The sequence below is a fragment of the Bradyrhizobium sp. RD5-C2 genome, from assembly GCF_019972155.1.
Classification (GTDB): Bacteria; Pseudomonadota; Alphaproteobacteria; order Rhizobiales; family Xanthobacteraceae; genus Bradyrhizobium.
Genome location: NZ_BOVL01000004.1, coordinates 142,379 through 156,253 on the forward strand (window position 1 = coordinate 142,379; position 13,875 = coordinate 156,253).

Genomic DNA, 13,875 nt, shown 5'->3' on the forward strand with positions numbered 1-13,875 from the left:
TCCTCCGTCCTTCTACGGACCTCCGTGCGCGCAAAATGCCCGCGCCTGTCCCGCGATCAGACACACTGTTGCAGCAAATCATCAGTCGGGGGGCATCTTCAATTCCAACAATTGAATCTTTTTGACTGTGCAAGGCTGCAATCGTTTTCTCTCCCGCGTGGGGCGCAAAGGAAGTTTGCGATGATCGAGACGGTTACAGCGGTGATGGGCCTGGTGAGTGCGGCGATCTTCTTGGCGCACGCCGTGGAAGGCTATCGGTACCGGGCCTGACAGTCCGTTGAAGGCGGAAAGACGCGTCACCTCTTTCCAGGAGAGAAGTTCGGAAAGCTTTAATCAATTCGGATGAGCATCGGTAGAAAGCAGGTGTATCATGCGTGGTCACGATTTGGTCTCCGACGGATTTCTGACCCTGACCGCAGCAAGCCTCGTGCTGCTGTGCTCGAGCCTGCTGGCATTTGCCTTCGGCTGAACCCGTGATACCCTGCGCGCTATATCTGCGCCCATGCGACAGGCGTCGGCCACCCTCACCTCATTTCCCTCGCCGGCCGAACTTCCGCGTCAGCCTTCAATAGCTGGCGATGCCAACCAGGCAAGCGCTCGGCTGATATGATCTGCACGGCAGATCCGCCGCCTTCTCCCAGCCCCAGTCCTGACGCACCCCTCCACCTTTCCAGCGAGAGGATTCGCGAATGACCGGCGGGTTACGAGAAGGAACGTCTGCGCTGCTCGTCAGCACTGATGGCCGGTTGCTGATGCAGCTGCGCGACGACCTTCCCCACGTTTCCGATCCGGGCAAGATCAGCCTGTTCGGCGGGCGGCGGGAGGGCAGCGAGACCTTCCTGGAATGCGTGGTGCGCGAAATCCACGAGGAGATTGGCTACTATCTGCCGCCCGCGCGTTTTGGGCGGATCGGTCGTTATTTGGGGCCGTATCATTCGACGCCAGGCGGCACCCTTCGCGGCCAGGTGTTCCTCGCGCGCGAGGTGCCGATCGACCGGTTGAAGGTCACTGAAGGTCGCCTCGAGATCGTGGCCGTGGACGACATCGAACGCATCAGCGGCAGGCTCGCACGCCCGGCAGAATATGCGCTGGCGATCTTTCGGAAGCGCGAACCGACTACCTGAGCGATGAAACCAGCGCGCGGACGAGATCGTCGATCATCGGCAGCGCAACCGCAGGCTGGGCAACGTCGATATCGTGCACATGCCAGTAAGTCACGTTGTCGGCGACGTCGGGGAACCGCCGCTCGATGAGCGGACGATGCTCGGCCTCCTTGAGCGCAATCACCAGGTCCACGCCGTCGAAATCGGCCAATGAACATGGCTGCGGATAGCGCGCTGCGCCCTCCGGAACGATGCCGTTGGCGCGAAGCCGGTCATCAGCGAACACCGACATGGCTCCGACATTGTCGGGCGAGCCCCGTTCGGCGGCGCCTCTCGATGAGGCGCGCCACGGCAGGTTTTCGCGGCGGGCGAGATGATTGAACAGCTCCTCTGCGTATCGACTGCGGTAGTAGTTGCCGGTGCAAAGGAACAGGACGCGCTTCATGGACACCATGATGGCCAACGGCGGTGGTCGCGGTCAACCTTGGTGCGTGCCTGCGACGATGACCCGCGGCCGATTGCTGCTGGTGGACCAAACAACCGGCCCACTTCGCTCCTGTGTTCTCGCCAAGTTCGCGTGCCGTAACGAAAAACGGCCTCAGCTTGGGGATTGCTGAGGCCGTCATTCCGTCTGCCTGGGGCGCGGGCGCCAGTAAGTAGGCCGCCTCGATTCAGCAGAGCGCCGGTACATCCGCGGCAGCCCGAATTGTACTCGACGTCGGAGCGGGCTTGCCGAGGTTTCACGGGGTACCCCACAGGGCGCATCCGAGGGGCTGCCTGCTTCGCGCTACTACCGCAACGTAAGCCCCCAGAAGGCGATGAGCAGCAAGGCGCAAGCGCCCAATCCCATCAGCAGCACGACGGCTTCCAGCATCATGGCCGAATCAACTCCGCCCGTGGCCGAAGCATGCGCGCGAGCGCAGCGTTTGTCGTCGCCCACCTCTAACGCCACTCCAATAAAAACGACCTCGACGCAGGGAGCGTCGAGGCCGCATTCAATCTCCCGCAGTCGGGGTTGGGCAACTGAGACGACGGGAGCAGAGGACTACTCCCGACACTTCCACTTGTTCCCGGGGCGTCAACCCACCCTTAAATTTTCAGCGGATGTTTTGCCGCGATTTTCCTGGACTTCGTAGCTTACCTTCGCCCCCTCATCGAGGCTGCTCAGTCCCGCTTTCGAGACCGCTGAGATGTGCACGAAGACGTCTTTGCCGCCGCCGTCCGGCTGAATGAAACCATAGCCCTTCGTCGAGTTGAACCACTTCACAGTACCTGTCGCCACTAGACAAATCTCCCTTGATCTAATGGTGGCCAGCGTAGGTCGATAGCAAAGCAGGCCGCAAGGATATCCGGCCCGTGTGCGTCGGTGGCGGCCTCTACTCGCCGAAAAACGATATCTATTCTTCGTCAGGCCAAGCGACCGTTAGCAAATCAGCAAGCCGGTCGGCGATCCGCATTTTCCACACGAAAGACCGGTGGAAGGCCATTTTCGAGGGACGCACGAAACCGGCCTGAAACAATGGACCTATACCACACCTTCGCGAATTGATCGGGGGCAAGCGTCATGATGGAAGCCGCTATCGTCGTATTGCTGTGCCTAAGCGCCGTGATCCTGGGTGCCCACGCCTACGACGCCTTCCGCTTTCGCGCTGATTGACCAGTCAACGTGCCCAGGGCCAGAAGCGATAGAAATCCATTCCGTATGACTTGCAGGTAACAACTCCTCGCAGCGGCTTGTCGTCAAATCGACCGGCGATCTCCCTGTGGCGCACCTAGAGCGCCCCGTTCCATGTAAGCAATCTTGCCGTCTGCATCGAATTCCATAATCGCAGTCGTTGCACCACGCGGTGTAACGAAGGATATCGATGTCCCATTCAAGACCGGCTTTAGATCGCTAATCTCGGACGGAACGCAGTCCTCCAAACGCTCTTTCCAGAAGGCCATCAATCGCGCTTTGCTGGCGACGGTTTCCCTAACGCAGCATCGACAATCCACGACAGCAGAGTCTGCGTGCATCTGTACAATCGCGTTAAGGTCGCGCGCGCGATAGGCGTTCAGCCAATCAATCGCTGCGGCCATTGGGTCAAAGGACATATTTCCTCACCTGCATCCGTATCGTAGCTGAGGAATAGAGCGCTTCTGGGAGGAGCCGATACTGGGAAAAATACTGCCCGGGTGAAAGCCACCTCAGTTGGCGGCGTCGTTCAAAAGAAGGCGCTGCTGCAAATCAATTTGGTCGCGGGCCTGCGATGCCGGACCCAAGCCACCGTCGGCGGCATCGCAGTTTCGCGAGAAATCCCCGATGTACACATACTCCGAATTTGACGGTCGTCGCGAACTGACAGTCATCGTGGCGTCGATTCTTGCAACTAGAGTGACGACGGTAACCGGCGCGAAAGCGCCTCCGAGACACAGGGGGCGTAAATGGAAGAACGAAAGATTGCGAAGTTGCGCGTGCACGAGCAAAACATCGAGCATTACCGAGGGTTGCTTCGCACCAGACTTAGCGAAGTCGAGACTCACTTCATCGAGCGGCGCTTATCCGAAGAGCGTTTCGCAATCGAGATGCTGAAGTTTATGAACCGTCGGGAAACATCACCCAAGACGGATCTGTTCGCATAAGGCGACACTACATACCCCTTCGGTAGTACCCCCTTTGCGAGATGAACCTTGGTGCGCTTTGTGCTGACCCCTCACATGTCGGGATTTTGCACATCCTTCCCGGGGCTAGGATCAACGCCGCCAGCGAGCGTTTTAAGCCTGGCGGCGTTGTTGCACCTAAGCTCAGGTCATGCCCTTCACGCGAATGCCGATCGCGATCCAGCCCGAACCCGCCCGCCAGTTCGCAGTGGACACGCGCGCCTATCAAGAAGCGCCACAGCAATGGCCTGGAGCGACCTCCAGCCCAACTCGGGGTTCCACAATCTCCGGCACGCCCTTGCGTCCCGGCTGATCGATGCCGGCGTGGATATCGTCACTCTCTCAGGGCGCCTTGGGCGCGCGAGGCCGGACATCACCTTGCGCGTCTACGCCCACTTGTTTAGGAACGGCGACGGCAAGGCGGCGGCGATCAATGCGGCGCTGGCGCGTGAGCTGCCAATCGGGTGCCCATTTCGCGGTTCGTTCTCTTCGAGTCCGCCGCTAAGCACTTGAAATTGTTGGTTTGGAAGGGTGGCCGAGTGGTTTAAGGCACCGGTCTTGAAAACCGGCGTGCCCGCAAGGGTACCGTGGGTTCGAATCCCACCCCTTCCGCCAGTACACTGTTCTCTGTTGTTCACCGCTGTTCGGAATCCCCAACAAAATCAGCGTTTTCGTCAGCTGGCTGTATTCCCAGTTCGCTGTCGTTCCTCACAATCGAAGCGAAAACCGTGGCTTGGGACCGTGGGTTCGGAGGATGGCTTTCATCGGAGGAACATATGGCTGGAAAGCTCAAGCCACTCGATGTCGAGCGCGAAACGAAGCGGGGCAAGTATGGCGACGGCGGTGGGCCTTATCTGATAGTCAACGGACCCGCGGCGAAGAGTTCGTCCGATCATGATTGGAAGGACGGAAAGGAGCGCTGGCACGGCTTGGGTTCCTTCAAGGACGTGTCGCTCAAGAACGCACGCCTTGCGCGCGATGCCGCCGCTTGCGGGTGACGGGCGATCGCAACACGACTGGCCTCGAGAACGAAAGATTGCGATGTCGCGCGTACGCAAGCAGACATCGAGCATCACCGAGGGTACTTCGCAACAAACTTAGCGAAGTCGGAACTCACTCATCGAGCGGCGCTTGTCCGTAGAGCGTTTCGCGATCGAGATGCTGAAGTTTATGACCCGTGGGAAACCGAGACGGATCTGTTCGGATCTGGCGACACTACATAACCCTTGTGTGGTAGCCCGTTTGCGAGATGAACCTTGGCACGCTTTGTGCTGACTTCCCTCATGTCGGGACTTTGCACATCCTTCCCGGGGCTAGACCAACGCCGCCAGCGAGCATTTTAAGCTTGGCGGCGTTGTTGTTCGCGGGGTGCGATCGCCGCTACCGCGCTTCTGCTTCCGAATAAACCGTGTGACCATGATGCCTCAGCAATGACAGCGCGGATCAAGCGCGCATGAAACGGTCAGGCCGACGAGCGCAAGCATATCGCGTTCACCGGCGAGCACACGTTCGCCGCCTTGCCGGCCAAAGTGAAGCGCGCGATCGGCGTTCTCGACGTACCGGCGAACTGACCTATGAGCGATGACGATCGTTCCTCCAGATACGGCTGCGGTTTGGCGGTCTGCTTCATTGCAGTCGGCCTGTGGCTGCTCATTTTTGTGGGCGTTGAGATGGCGAGGTATTATTACGGGTGAGCGCGATGACGCCCAACAACCGATGCACGCATACCAGCGGAGCCTGAGCGGGCGTTGGATCGCCTCCATGGCCGGTCCGGCGACATCATCCTGATACGGCTCTTGTCAATTCGGCAAGCTCTGCATCTGCATCGACAATGCCTTGGGCGGCGGCCATTTCGAACCAGTAACTCGCCTGCTTGGGATCACTGTGGCCAGCCGCACCGCTACGCAAATAGCGCCCGAGCATGAGTTGAGCTTGACCGTGACCGCGCTCCGCGGCCGCGCGAAACCAACGCTCGGCTTTGCTTCGATCCACGGGAATGGCATGACCGCCGCTATACATAGCCCCTAGTGCAAACATTGCTCCAGCGTGGCCATTCGCTGCGGCCTGTTCGCATAGTTTGAGCGCGGCAGGAGCATCCTGTGGACCCCCTCGACCGTTCACGAGCATCTCAGCCAGAGCAACCTGAGCATCGGTGATGCCTCCCTCCGCCGCCCGCGCGAACCAGCCTCGTGCTGCCTTCGGGTCGGCCGGCACACCTCGGCCATCGGCGACAAGACGACCGATCATGAACTGCGCCTCCGGAACCCCTTCGGCCGCACGCCGCAACCAGACTGCTGCCTGCTGTTCGTTGCGCTCGACCCCTATGCCCTGGAGAAGACAAACGCCGAGATTGAACGCGGCGACGAGATTGCCGCGTTGCGCTGTCTGCATGAACCAATCCGCGACCGGCGGACATTCCTCTCCTCTGACCGCTCGTCCCAGCAGGTCATTTCCGACGTCGACCTGAGCATCCAAATTTCCGGCCTCGGCGGCGATGCGCAACCAGCGGGCCGCTTCATGGTTGTCCTGGGGTACTCCGGCTCCGGTCATGTAAAACGAACTCAACGACCGAGCGGCCGCCGCGTTGCCACCCTCCGCCGCACGACGATACCAGTTTGCCGCTTCCACATAATTCGGCGGCAATGCTCCGCCCTTGGCATATAGGTTGCCGACCAGTTCCGCAGCACGAGCGTCACCTGCCAAGGCAGCACGACGAAGCCACGTCTCGCCCAACACCAAATCCTTGGCAACAACGGTACCTTCAATCAGCATCGTTCCCCATTTAATCTGCGCACCGCGGTGTCCCAGCTCGGCAGCTTTACGGTAAAGTTCAGCGGTTGCAGTGGGATCGTGTATGCCGCTGATCCCTCCTTCGGTGAGCACACCCAGCATGAACACGGCCGTAGGAATTTCAGCAGCCGCCGCTGCTTGCATGTTTTCGACGATCTGGTCCGTGTGAGAGGCCCGGTTCGGGTCGCCGGCGAGCGACAGCGCATATCCCAACTGTCCTTGGGCGCAGCCTGCGGAGGCGGAGCGGCTATACCATTCCCTCGCCTGTATCTGGTCTCTGAGCGGTGGCGGACCATAGGTCAAAATGTAAGCGAGCAGAGCCTGCCCGTCGGGAGATCCGGCGTCAGCCGCCATGCGAGCCCATCTCAGGGCGGCGTCGAAATCTGGCTTTGACGTGCTGTCCTGCGAAAATAGTCGCGCTGCGCCGTCGCCGCGGTCCTCTCGCGCTTGCGAACCGAGCCCCTGGAGCAAGAGCGAAGCCAGCAAAGACTGCGCCTCGACGTTGCCGTTCAAGGCCGACCGTTCCAACCAGCGCGCTCCCTCTGTCCGACTGTACGGTACGCCGGCGCCTTGAAGATAAAGCCTTCCAATATGATAGGCGGCTTCCGCGCTGCCGGCTTCGGCCATTCGGGCCAGATGCGGCAACGCTTCAGCAAACCGCTCTTTCTCAATTAGAGCGATCGCTCGGCGCAGCCCCGCCTCGGGGGACGCCTTTCCGATCAAGCGATCAAAGAGCATTTCCCGAAGGCTCCATTCGTCAGCACTGCAGAGCCAAATCGCTCACGGCTCGCGCAACGCTTCCTGCGTCACCGGAAGCATCAGGCCGAGCATGTATGTTAGCACGGTCCGCTGACCAACCTTAATATCGGCGGTTACGGGCATGCCTGGCGTGAGTTGGAAACCGGCCGGCACGCCATGCAGGGCCACGCGATCAATACTGATCCGAGTGCGGTAAAATGGTTCCAGGTTCGTCGTCGGAATGGCACTGGTGGGATTGCGCGCCTCAACCTGGGCATTGAAGCTATCCGGACTCACGATTCGTACGGCTCCCTCCGCCATCCCGTACTGGGAAAATGGAAACGTGTCGAACTTGACGGACACGGGATCCTTGACATGCACGAAGCCGTTATCTTTGCCCGCAATGTTGGCCTCGACCTCAAGTGGCGCGTCCGCAGGCACGAGCGTAATGAATTGCTGCCCCGACTGCATGACGGAACCCACCGAAACCTTTGCAACGGATTGCACGATCGCATCAAGCCCGGCGCGGATCTCGACCAATTTGCGTCGCAGGTTAGCTTTGGTCAGCAACTCCCGCGTGTCGGCTGCCTTGACACTAATCTCCTGCAACTTCTGCGAAGCTTCCGCCTTCCAGCCGCGGACGTAGGCGTCACGGTCCGAAGCAAGGGCCGATTGATCGCGCTTCGCCCCCTCCCCGGTAGCGACCGCGTTGGAAAGCGACCGCTGCATTTCAACGCGTGTATCCTTGGCGATCAGCGAGTTCAGCCGACTTCCGGTTTGGGTCGCCTCCAGCTGCTTACGCATATCCTCGATGCTCTGAGCCACACCGAGGCGCTCGCGATAGCCCACAGCATCGGATTCCGATCTCGCTATCACGGAGTTCAGTTCCTGCAGCCGGTGCTCGTAGTTTTCGATCTTGGAATCGAATTGCGCTTTTCGGTGACTGAAAATCGAAGCCTGCAGGGCCCAATTCGGATCATCGCCGGAGTAGGTGAACGGTTGGCCATCCGCCTCGGCACGCAGACGCGCGAGTTCGGGCTCAAGGCTGTTCAGTTGCCCCTCGAGGGCCACTCGATCTGCTTCGGCGAAGGTCGGATCGAGGCGCGCCAGCACATCGCCCGCCCGGACATGCTGGCCCTCGCTTACGTCGATCGAACGGACGATCGCCGTTTCCAGCGGTTGAACGAGGATGGTGGAAGATTGCGAGACCACCAGACCGCGCGCAGTGATGACCTGATCGACGGGCAATACCCCCGCAACAAGGACCATAGCAGCGACCATGCTGGAGACGATCCAAATCGTGCCACGTGCGGAGCGCGGTACGGGAGCATTGATGATCGCCGTCGACGGTTGCTGAAACTCAAGGATCACCGGCAGCGTCGGATCGTTCCTCTTCGCCCTGGTCGGTAGCGGCAGCAAATTGGCTTGGACTTCGCTCATGGTTCGTTCGCTCCGCCCGAGACCAGCTTCGGCGTAACGGACTGGCGCGCCGGCTCGCTATGGCGGTTTTGCTGGTTCCAAAGCTGTCGATAGATGGCGCAACGCTCGACCAAAACATTGTGTGCGCCGCAATCGACGATCTTACCCTGATCCAGGACCAGAATCTGATCGCAGCCAACCAATGACGACAGCCGGTGTGAAACGATGATCATCGTCCGTCCGCTCGCAATGCGCTCGAGGTTGGCCGTCACGACAGCTTCGCTTTCGGGATCGAGGGCACTGGTCGCTTCGTCCAATACCAGGATGCGGGGATCGGTGATGAGCGCTCGTGCGATCGCCAACCGCTGTCGTTGTCCGCCAGACAGGTTCGGAGATCCTTCCTCTATGTAGGTCTCAAAGCCATTGGGCATCCGCTCGATGAATTCCTCAGCGCCGGCGAGCCTTGCAGCATAGACAGCATCCGATAACGTCAAGCCCGGTCGACCGGCGATAATGTTATCTCTGATGGAGCCACGAAACAGGAAGTTCTCCTGCAAGACGACACCGAGGCTTTGCCGAAGGTGACGCAGATCAACATCGCGTAGGTCTGCGCCATCGATCTTCACGAATCCCTTATAGTCACGATTGATTCCCTGCAGTAGGCGCGTAACCGTCGACTTGCCCGATCCGCTGCGACCCACGATGCCCAGCGTCGATCCGGCCGGAACCGAGAAGCTGATCCTGTCGAGCGCCGGGATAGTCGTGTTGAGGTAAGTGAAGCTGACGTCCTGGAAGGCTATTTCGCCTGCGAACTTCGGTCTGAGGCCCGCCGCTCGCGCGCTGCTCTCGGCCGGCCGATTAAGTACGGAACTTGCCTCTCCGATCGCCGCCCCAACCTCCTCATAGTCCTCGATCAACCGCGCCAGCCCAACGAGTGGCTGGGCAACCCGCGCACTCAGCATCAGGAACGCGAATAATCCGCCCACCATGTAGCCTGACGAGTCGTTCATCGCCAGATACGCACCGAGCATGGTCGTGCCGAGCACCATGAAGCGCTCGATCGGCGTAACCAAAGTCTGCGGCCAGTTGGACAGACGGCCGAATTCCAGCCGCCATTTGCCGGCCTCTGCAATCCGCTCATCCCAAAGAGCGCGACGTTGTGGCTCGAGAGCCAAAGCCTTGACCGTCTTGATGCCCACGATCGTCTCGCCGAGCGTCGCCGACTTCCAGGTCTCGGCGGTAGCGACCCGTCCGTACATCTCGCGCATCGGCTTCAGGAATGCGATGATGATCAACAAGATTGCGCCGGCGCAGCCGAGCACAATGCTAGCCAGGATCGGGCTGAGATAGAACAGGAACGGGAGCAGCACGCAAAGCGTCATCAGGTCGAGAAACGTCGTCAGAAGGCGGCCGGTCAGAAATTCGCGAACACGATAGACCTGCGCGATACGGTACATCGTTTCACCCGCAGGATGTCGCTCGAAGTAATCGAGCGGCAGGCGAAGCAGCCGGTTGAAGACGTGCAGATTGAGTTTTGCATCAAGCCGGGCGCCGACCACCGCGATGATATGACGTCGCGCATGTCCCAAAAGGGCCTCATAGACGATCACGACCGTCATGACGGCGGCGAGCATGACCAAGGTGGACGTACTGTGGAATTGCAGGACCTTGTTGACCATCGTCATCACCAGAAGCGGTGGGAAGATGGTCAGGAAGCTGATGGTGAGCGAAGCAATACCGATGTCCCGCAACAAGCGCCGTTCATGCAGAACGAGATCGAAAAGCCAGCGCAGGTCAAACGGCGCGTCGGCTGCTACGCGGCTTCGGCTCGCGCGCACCAGGATGGCTTCGCCGTTCCACACCTGCGAAAGGCGCAACTCGTCGACGGGAACGGCCCCGTCCGCAGCAGCGCCGGGATCCCTGAGCATGACGATATTCTGATCGGCGTTCGCACCAACCATGAGCGCAGCGCTACCGTCGGCAAACAACAAGATGACGGGCCCGGCTTCGCTCATCCCGAGCAATTGGCGCCAGCTGGTTCGTACCGCGCGAGACCATAGGCCGGCATTCTGCGCCCAGGCCGAGAGCGCTGCAGCCGATGGATAGATTTCGGATTCACCAGTTCTCAATTCTGCGACGTCGAGCTCGACGCCATGATGACGCGCGACCTGGACAACCGCTTGCAATCGCGCCTGGTATTGCGGACTGCGTTGCGCTTCCAGGCGATTGATCGAAGGCACTTGTTGCGGACCAACTCCGATTGATTTCGGCTCGGATGAGACGGCCCGCGGCTTTGACCGAGCCTCTACCTTGACCTTTGCGGCGAGATTCGCGCAAAACCGTTGCGCGGAGAGGCGTGCGCGGACGCCGAGGTCGATCAATAACTCGCTTCGTCCACGGAGAGAATCCATGAATGAATGCAGGTGATCGGACCATCGCGTTGCGAATTGCGCTTTCGTCGCTTTCCATGAGGCACGTCGCGATGCTCTCGGCTTTTGGGTAACGTGTGGACGGCCCTTCGGACGTGCAGTAGCAATATCCGGTGACACCACAACCTGCGGCCTGTCGTCGTGCTGCACGGGGATGACGTTCAGATCGCCGCGTATATTGAACGACTGTGTTCGCGCCGGTGCCGTTACGCCAGGGCGGGCCTGCCCTTCCACGCGCCACACCGCCTCATCGAAATCACTTTTCTCATTGTCGACTTGGGCTTGCGACAGATCGATTCGGGCGGCTAGCCGGCTCTCCAAAAGGGCGCGTGCCCGGCTGTAAAGCGCGTTGCGCGACGCCTCGTCGCTCGCCGACAGATCGTCAATGGCGTTCTGCAGCAAGCGGACATACTTGCCTGGCCCTGGCTCCCCAAAGGCGCCCCTATGCGGGTCCACGGTCACCCTCCAAAATCGACAACAGAATGAATTTTCTTCGCTGTATCCCGGCAATCTAGACGAATTCGATGGGCCGTAATACCGAAATCCCCGCCATTGGTTGATGCGCTTGGGACCCCGTTTTCACCCACGTTTCACCCGATCGCGAACAATTGCCTTAGCCGGGATGGCAATTCGCCGGTGGAACCAATCGCAACACAGCTTTCTGTCCATAAGTCGAGATAGCGCTCGATCGGAACGGATGTCCGTTCCGGCCAGCGGTTCAAGGCTCCCAGATCATCGAGGCAGGCCGGTTTGCCCACCTTGACGTCCTCGTAGATATGAAGGACGCCGACCACGGCGGGGCCCCACGGAACTTCCTTTCCTGATCTGGCTTCCAGCTTCGTTCGATTTGTGCGGAACCACTCGGCCGGTGAAAGATCGTCAGCTTTGAACTTGTCCAGCAGCGCTGAGCCATATTGACGAATGGCGCGGGCAAATCCTGCGTCTCCCGCAAATGGCGGCGATCGCTCCCAACTGCCGGTTAGCAGCCGCAGACCGCGAACCGAAAATGTCTCCACCAGCACCTCCTCGAGCCATTGTGTCGGAGGCTGGGGTTTCGCGGAGAACTGCCAGCTGTTGCACAACACGTGCCCGAGCTCATGACCGAATTGATAGGCGAGCCTGCACCAATCCGCATACCCGACGTTCACGACGATCGACGCCATGTCAGGTTGGTCGCTGTGCAACCAGATCGCCGGCGTGACTTCGTCGCGATTTTCGATACGGATCTTCTTGGGTTGCCGATCCGACAGCAATCGCAATCCTGATAGATCGACCTCCCGGATGCGGTTGAGCACGCGCATCACGGCATCGGTCGGCGCCGCATGCCAATCGCCCGATAATTCGATCGGACCACTCAGCAGGCCTTCAGTCGGAGCGATCTCGCGTCCGAGAGCCCTCCTGCTGCCTTCCATGGCGACAACGGCCGCGCTGCTCGCGAGAACGAGGAAGCGTCGGCGGTCGATCAGGGCAGTGCCAGCCATCGGCTACTCTCGGCCTGGTCGAACAAGAAGCCAGGGATGCGCGATCCCTGGCTTCGTTGTCAGTCGTTTCTTTAGCCGCCGACCTTAATGGTCGTTCTTCGGCAAGTTGAGGTTTGGCCGATTTGATTGATCGAATTGACCAATCGTTCCGGCACCACCTGGACTGTTCTGATCGAAAGCTGAGCCGCCATCGGTGTTGCCCATGCGGGACAACAGCATCTGCGCCAAGCTCTTGATCGTCGTGAGATCGGCCTGCAACTGCTGGCCATTCATTGACCCTCCCGCCATTGCCAGCGCCAGGTCCGCGACTGCAGCCTCCAACTTTAGCAGCACCGGACTCAACGTTCCAACGGTCGTATCGGGATTGATCGTCGTGGTCAGCGACGTCTGATCGTCATGATGACCAGACGTTCCTGTTGGGCCCGCCGAGCCTGTCGAGCCCGTCGTTCCAGCTCCCGTCGCACCGGTAGCTCCGGTCGAACTGGTAGCGCCTCGTGCGCCAGTCGCACCGGTTGCTCCCGTCGCTCCGGCAGTGCCCGTCGGACCCGTTGGGCCGGTATGACCCCTGTGGCCTCTCGGACCAGTCGGACCCTTCGGACCACGTGGACCGGTCGAGCCGGTCGCCCCGGTCGAGCCTGCCGAGCCTGTCGCACCCGTGGCTCCGCCTGCACCCGTCGAGCCCGTAGCCCCGGTGGCCCCAGTAGCGCCAGGATCGCCGGTTGCCCCACTCGCTCCCGTCGCGCCGGTTGCCCCAGTGGCTCCGGTCGAGCCTGTAGCGCCCGTGGCTCCGGTACGACCCGTTGCGCCGGTTTTGCCTCGCGGACCTGTTGGTCCGGTCGGTCCCCTCGGGCCAGTTGCGCCGGTGGCTCCCGTTCGTCCGGTTGCGCCGGTGGCTCCCGTTCGTCCGGTTGCCCCGGTCGATCCTGTTGCACCCGTCGAGCCGGTCGCTCCGGTTGCGCCGGTCGAGCCGGTCGAGCCGGTGGCTCCCGTGGCACCCGTCGAGCCGGTTGCACCAGTTGCACCGGTCGAGCCGGTGGCTCCCGTCGCACCTGTCAAGCCGGTCGCTCCAGTTGCCCCCGTCGAGCCGGTGGCTCCCGTGGCGCCTGTCGAGCCGGTCGCACCAGTTGCGCCGGTCGAGCCCGTCGATCCGGTTGCGCCTGTTGCACCCGTCGAGCCAGTGGCTCCAGTGGCACCCGTCGAGCCGGTTGCACCAGTTGCACCCGTCGAGCCGGTGGCTCCCGTTGCACCGGTCGAGCCGGTCGCACCAGTTGCCCC

At 60.7% G+C, this 13,875-nt stretch carries 15 protein-coding genes and 1 tRNA gene; 5 read left to right on the top strand and 11 right to left on the bottom strand.

Features of this window, described 5'->3' with window-relative positions; genetic code table 11:
* Positions 1–689: 689 nt before the first annotated feature.
* Complete coding sequence (locus tag BraRD5C2_RS02045; protein WP_223966483.1) at positions 690–1,124, top strand: NUDIX domain-containing protein; 435 nt, start codon at positions 690–692, stop codon at positions 1,122–1,124.
* Here the strand turns inward: BraRD5C2_RS02045 and BraRD5C2_RS02050 are convergent.
* From BraRD5C2_RS02050 to BraRD5C2_RS02065, 4 genes are all read right to left on the bottom strand, one after another.
* Positions 1,117–1,557: an arsenate-mycothiol transferase ArsC gene (locus BraRD5C2_RS02050; RefSeq protein WP_223966484.1), complete on the bottom strand. Its 441-nt coding sequence runs from the start codon at positions 1,555–1,557 to the stop codon at positions 1,117–1,119. The genes BraRD5C2_RS02045 and BraRD5C2_RS02050 overlap by 8 nt on opposite strands.
* Before the next feature lie 336 nt (positions 1,558–1,893).
* Positions 1,894–2,043, bottom strand: a complete 150-nt coding sequence (locus BraRD5C2_RS02055) for a hypothetical protein (RefSeq protein ID WP_223966485.1) — start codon at positions 2,041–2,043, stop codon at positions 1,894–1,896.
* A 138-nt stretch (positions 2,044–2,181) separates the two neighbouring features.
* Positions 2,182–2,385 carry a cold-shock protein gene (locus BraRD5C2_RS02060; RefSeq protein ID WP_223966486.1) on the bottom strand — a complete coding sequence of 68 codons (204 nt, stop codon included), beginning with the start codon at positions 2,383–2,385 and terminating at the stop codon, positions 2,182–2,184.
* A gap of 458 nt (positions 2,386–2,843) precedes the next feature.
* A complete protein-coding gene (locus BraRD5C2_RS02065; protein ID WP_223966487.1) occupies positions 2,844–3,197 on the bottom strand; it encodes a nuclear transport factor 2 family protein in 354 nt (117 codons plus the stop codon).
* A gap of 330 nt (positions 3,198–3,527) precedes the next feature.
* On the opposite strand from BraRD5C2_RS02065, the gene BraRD5C2_RS02070 reads away from it, so the two are divergent.
* From BraRD5C2_RS02070 to BraRD5C2_RS02085, 4 genes are all read left to right on the top strand, one after another.
* Positions 3,528–3,725 carry a hypothetical protein gene (locus BraRD5C2_RS02070; RefSeq protein WP_223966488.1) on the top strand — a complete coding sequence of 66 codons (198 nt, stop codon included), beginning with the start codon at positions 3,528–3,530 and terminating at the stop codon, positions 3,723–3,725.
* Positions 3,726–3,986: 261 nt separating this feature from the next.
* Positions 3,987–4,256, top strand: coding sequence for a tyrosine-type recombinase/integrase (locus tag BraRD5C2_RS02075; RefSeq protein ID WP_223966489.1), 270 nt, complete (start codon positions 3,987–3,989; stop codon positions 4,254–4,256).
* 12 nt (positions 4,257–4,268) lie between these two features.
* Positions 4,269–4,358: transfer RNA gene (locus tag BraRD5C2_RS02080), tRNA-Ser, on the top strand.
* A gap of 161 nt (positions 4,359–4,519) precedes the next feature.
* Positions 4,520–4,741: an Arm DNA-binding domain-containing protein gene (locus BraRD5C2_RS02085; protein WP_223966490.1), complete on the top strand. Its 222-nt coding sequence runs from the start codon at positions 4,520–4,522 to the stop codon at positions 4,739–4,741.
* 464 nt (positions 4,742–5,205) lie between these two features.
* On the opposite strand, the gene BraRD5C2_RS02090 is transcribed toward BraRD5C2_RS02085, so the two are convergent.
* The 7 genes from BraRD5C2_RS02090 to BraRD5C2_RS39795 form a co-directional block, all read right to left on the bottom strand.
* Positions 5,206–5,373 carry a hypothetical protein gene (locus BraRD5C2_RS02090; RefSeq protein ID WP_223966492.1) on the bottom strand — a complete coding sequence of 56 codons (168 nt, stop codon included), beginning with the start codon at positions 5,371–5,373 and terminating at the stop codon, positions 5,206–5,208.
* Positions 5,374–5,522: 149 nt separating this feature from the next.
* Positions 5,523–7,271: a tetratricopeptide repeat protein gene (locus BraRD5C2_RS02095; protein WP_223966494.1), complete on the bottom strand. Its 1,749-nt coding sequence runs from the start codon at positions 7,269–7,271 to the stop codon at positions 5,523–5,525.
* A 42-nt stretch (positions 7,272–7,313) separates the two neighbouring features.
* Positions 7,314–8,711 (bottom strand): HlyD family type I secretion periplasmic adaptor subunit, encoded by a 1,398-nt coding sequence (locus tag BraRD5C2_RS02100; protein WP_223966495.1) that lies wholly within the window; start codon positions 8,709–8,711, stop codon positions 7,314–7,316.
* Positions 8,708–11,521 carry a peptidase domain-containing ABC transporter gene (locus BraRD5C2_RS02105; protein WP_223966497.1) on the bottom strand — a complete coding sequence of 938 codons (2,814 nt, stop codon included), beginning with the start codon at positions 11,519–11,521 and terminating at the stop codon, positions 8,708–8,710. Before BraRD5C2_RS02105 ends, BraRD5C2_RS02100 begins: the two co-directional genes overlap by 4 nt.
* Positions 11,522–11,709: 188 nt before the next feature.
* Positions 11,710–12,600, bottom strand: a complete 891-nt coding sequence (locus BraRD5C2_RS02110) for a hypothetical protein (protein WP_223966499.1) — start codon at positions 12,598–12,600, stop codon at positions 11,710–11,712.
* Between the two features lie 84 nt (positions 12,601–12,684).
* Entirely contained in the window at positions 12,685–12,873 is a 189-nt protein-coding gene (locus BraRD5C2_RS02115) for a hypothetical protein (protein WP_223966502.1), read from the bottom strand.
* Positions 12,874–12,994: 121 nt separating this feature from the next.
* Positions 12,995–13,875 (bottom strand): hypothetical protein (locus BraRD5C2_RS39795; RefSeq protein WP_249788320.1); only part of this gene is annotated, 881 nt, incomplete at its 5' end.

Bases quoted from the DNA above. Each gene is read 5' to 3' on its own strand.
- BraRD5C2_RS02065 (WP_223966487.1), bottom strand. From the start codon at position 3,197: ATGTCCTTTGACCCAATGGCCGCAGCGATTGATTGGCTGAACGCCTAT.
- BraRD5C2_RS02085 (WP_223966490.1), top strand. From the start codon at position 4,520: ATGGCTGGAAAGCTCAAGCCACTCGATGTCGAGCGCGAAACGAAGCGG.
- BraRD5C2_RS02075 (WP_223966489.1), top strand. From the start codon at position 3,987: ATGGCCTGGAGCGACCTCCAGCCCAACTCGGGGTTCCACAATCTCCGG.
- BraRD5C2_RS02045 (WP_223966483.1), top strand. From the start codon at position 690: ATGACCGGCGGGTTACGAGAAGGAACGTCTGCGCTGCTCGTCAGCACT.
- BraRD5C2_RS02095 (WP_223966494.1), bottom strand. From the start codon at position 7,271: ATGCTCTTTGATCGCTTGATCGGAAAGGCGTCCCCCGAGGCGGGGCTG.
- BraRD5C2_RS02115 (WP_223966502.1), bottom strand. From the start codon at position 12,873: ATGAATGGCCAGCAGTTGCAGGCCGATCTCACGACGATCAAGAGCTTG.
- BraRD5C2_RS02070 (WP_223966488.1), top strand. From the start codon at position 3,528: ATGGAAGAACGAAAGATTGCGAAGTTGCGCGTGCACGAGCAAAACATC.
- BraRD5C2_RS02090 (WP_223966492.1), bottom strand. From the start codon at position 5,373: ATGAAGCAGACCGCCAAACCGCAGCCGTATCTGGAGGAACGATCGTCA.
- BraRD5C2_RS02050 (WP_223966484.1), bottom strand. From the start codon at position 1,557: ATGGTGTCCATGAAGCGCGTCCTGTTCCTTTGCACCGGCAACTACTAC.
- BraRD5C2_RS02100 (WP_223966495.1), bottom strand. From the start codon at position 8,711: ATGAGCGAAGTCCAAGCCAATTTGCTGCCGCTACCGACCAGGGCGAAG.
- BraRD5C2_RS02110 (WP_223966499.1), bottom strand. From the start codon at position 12,600: ATGGCTGGCACTGCCCTGATCGACCGCCGACGCTTCCTCGTTCTCGCG.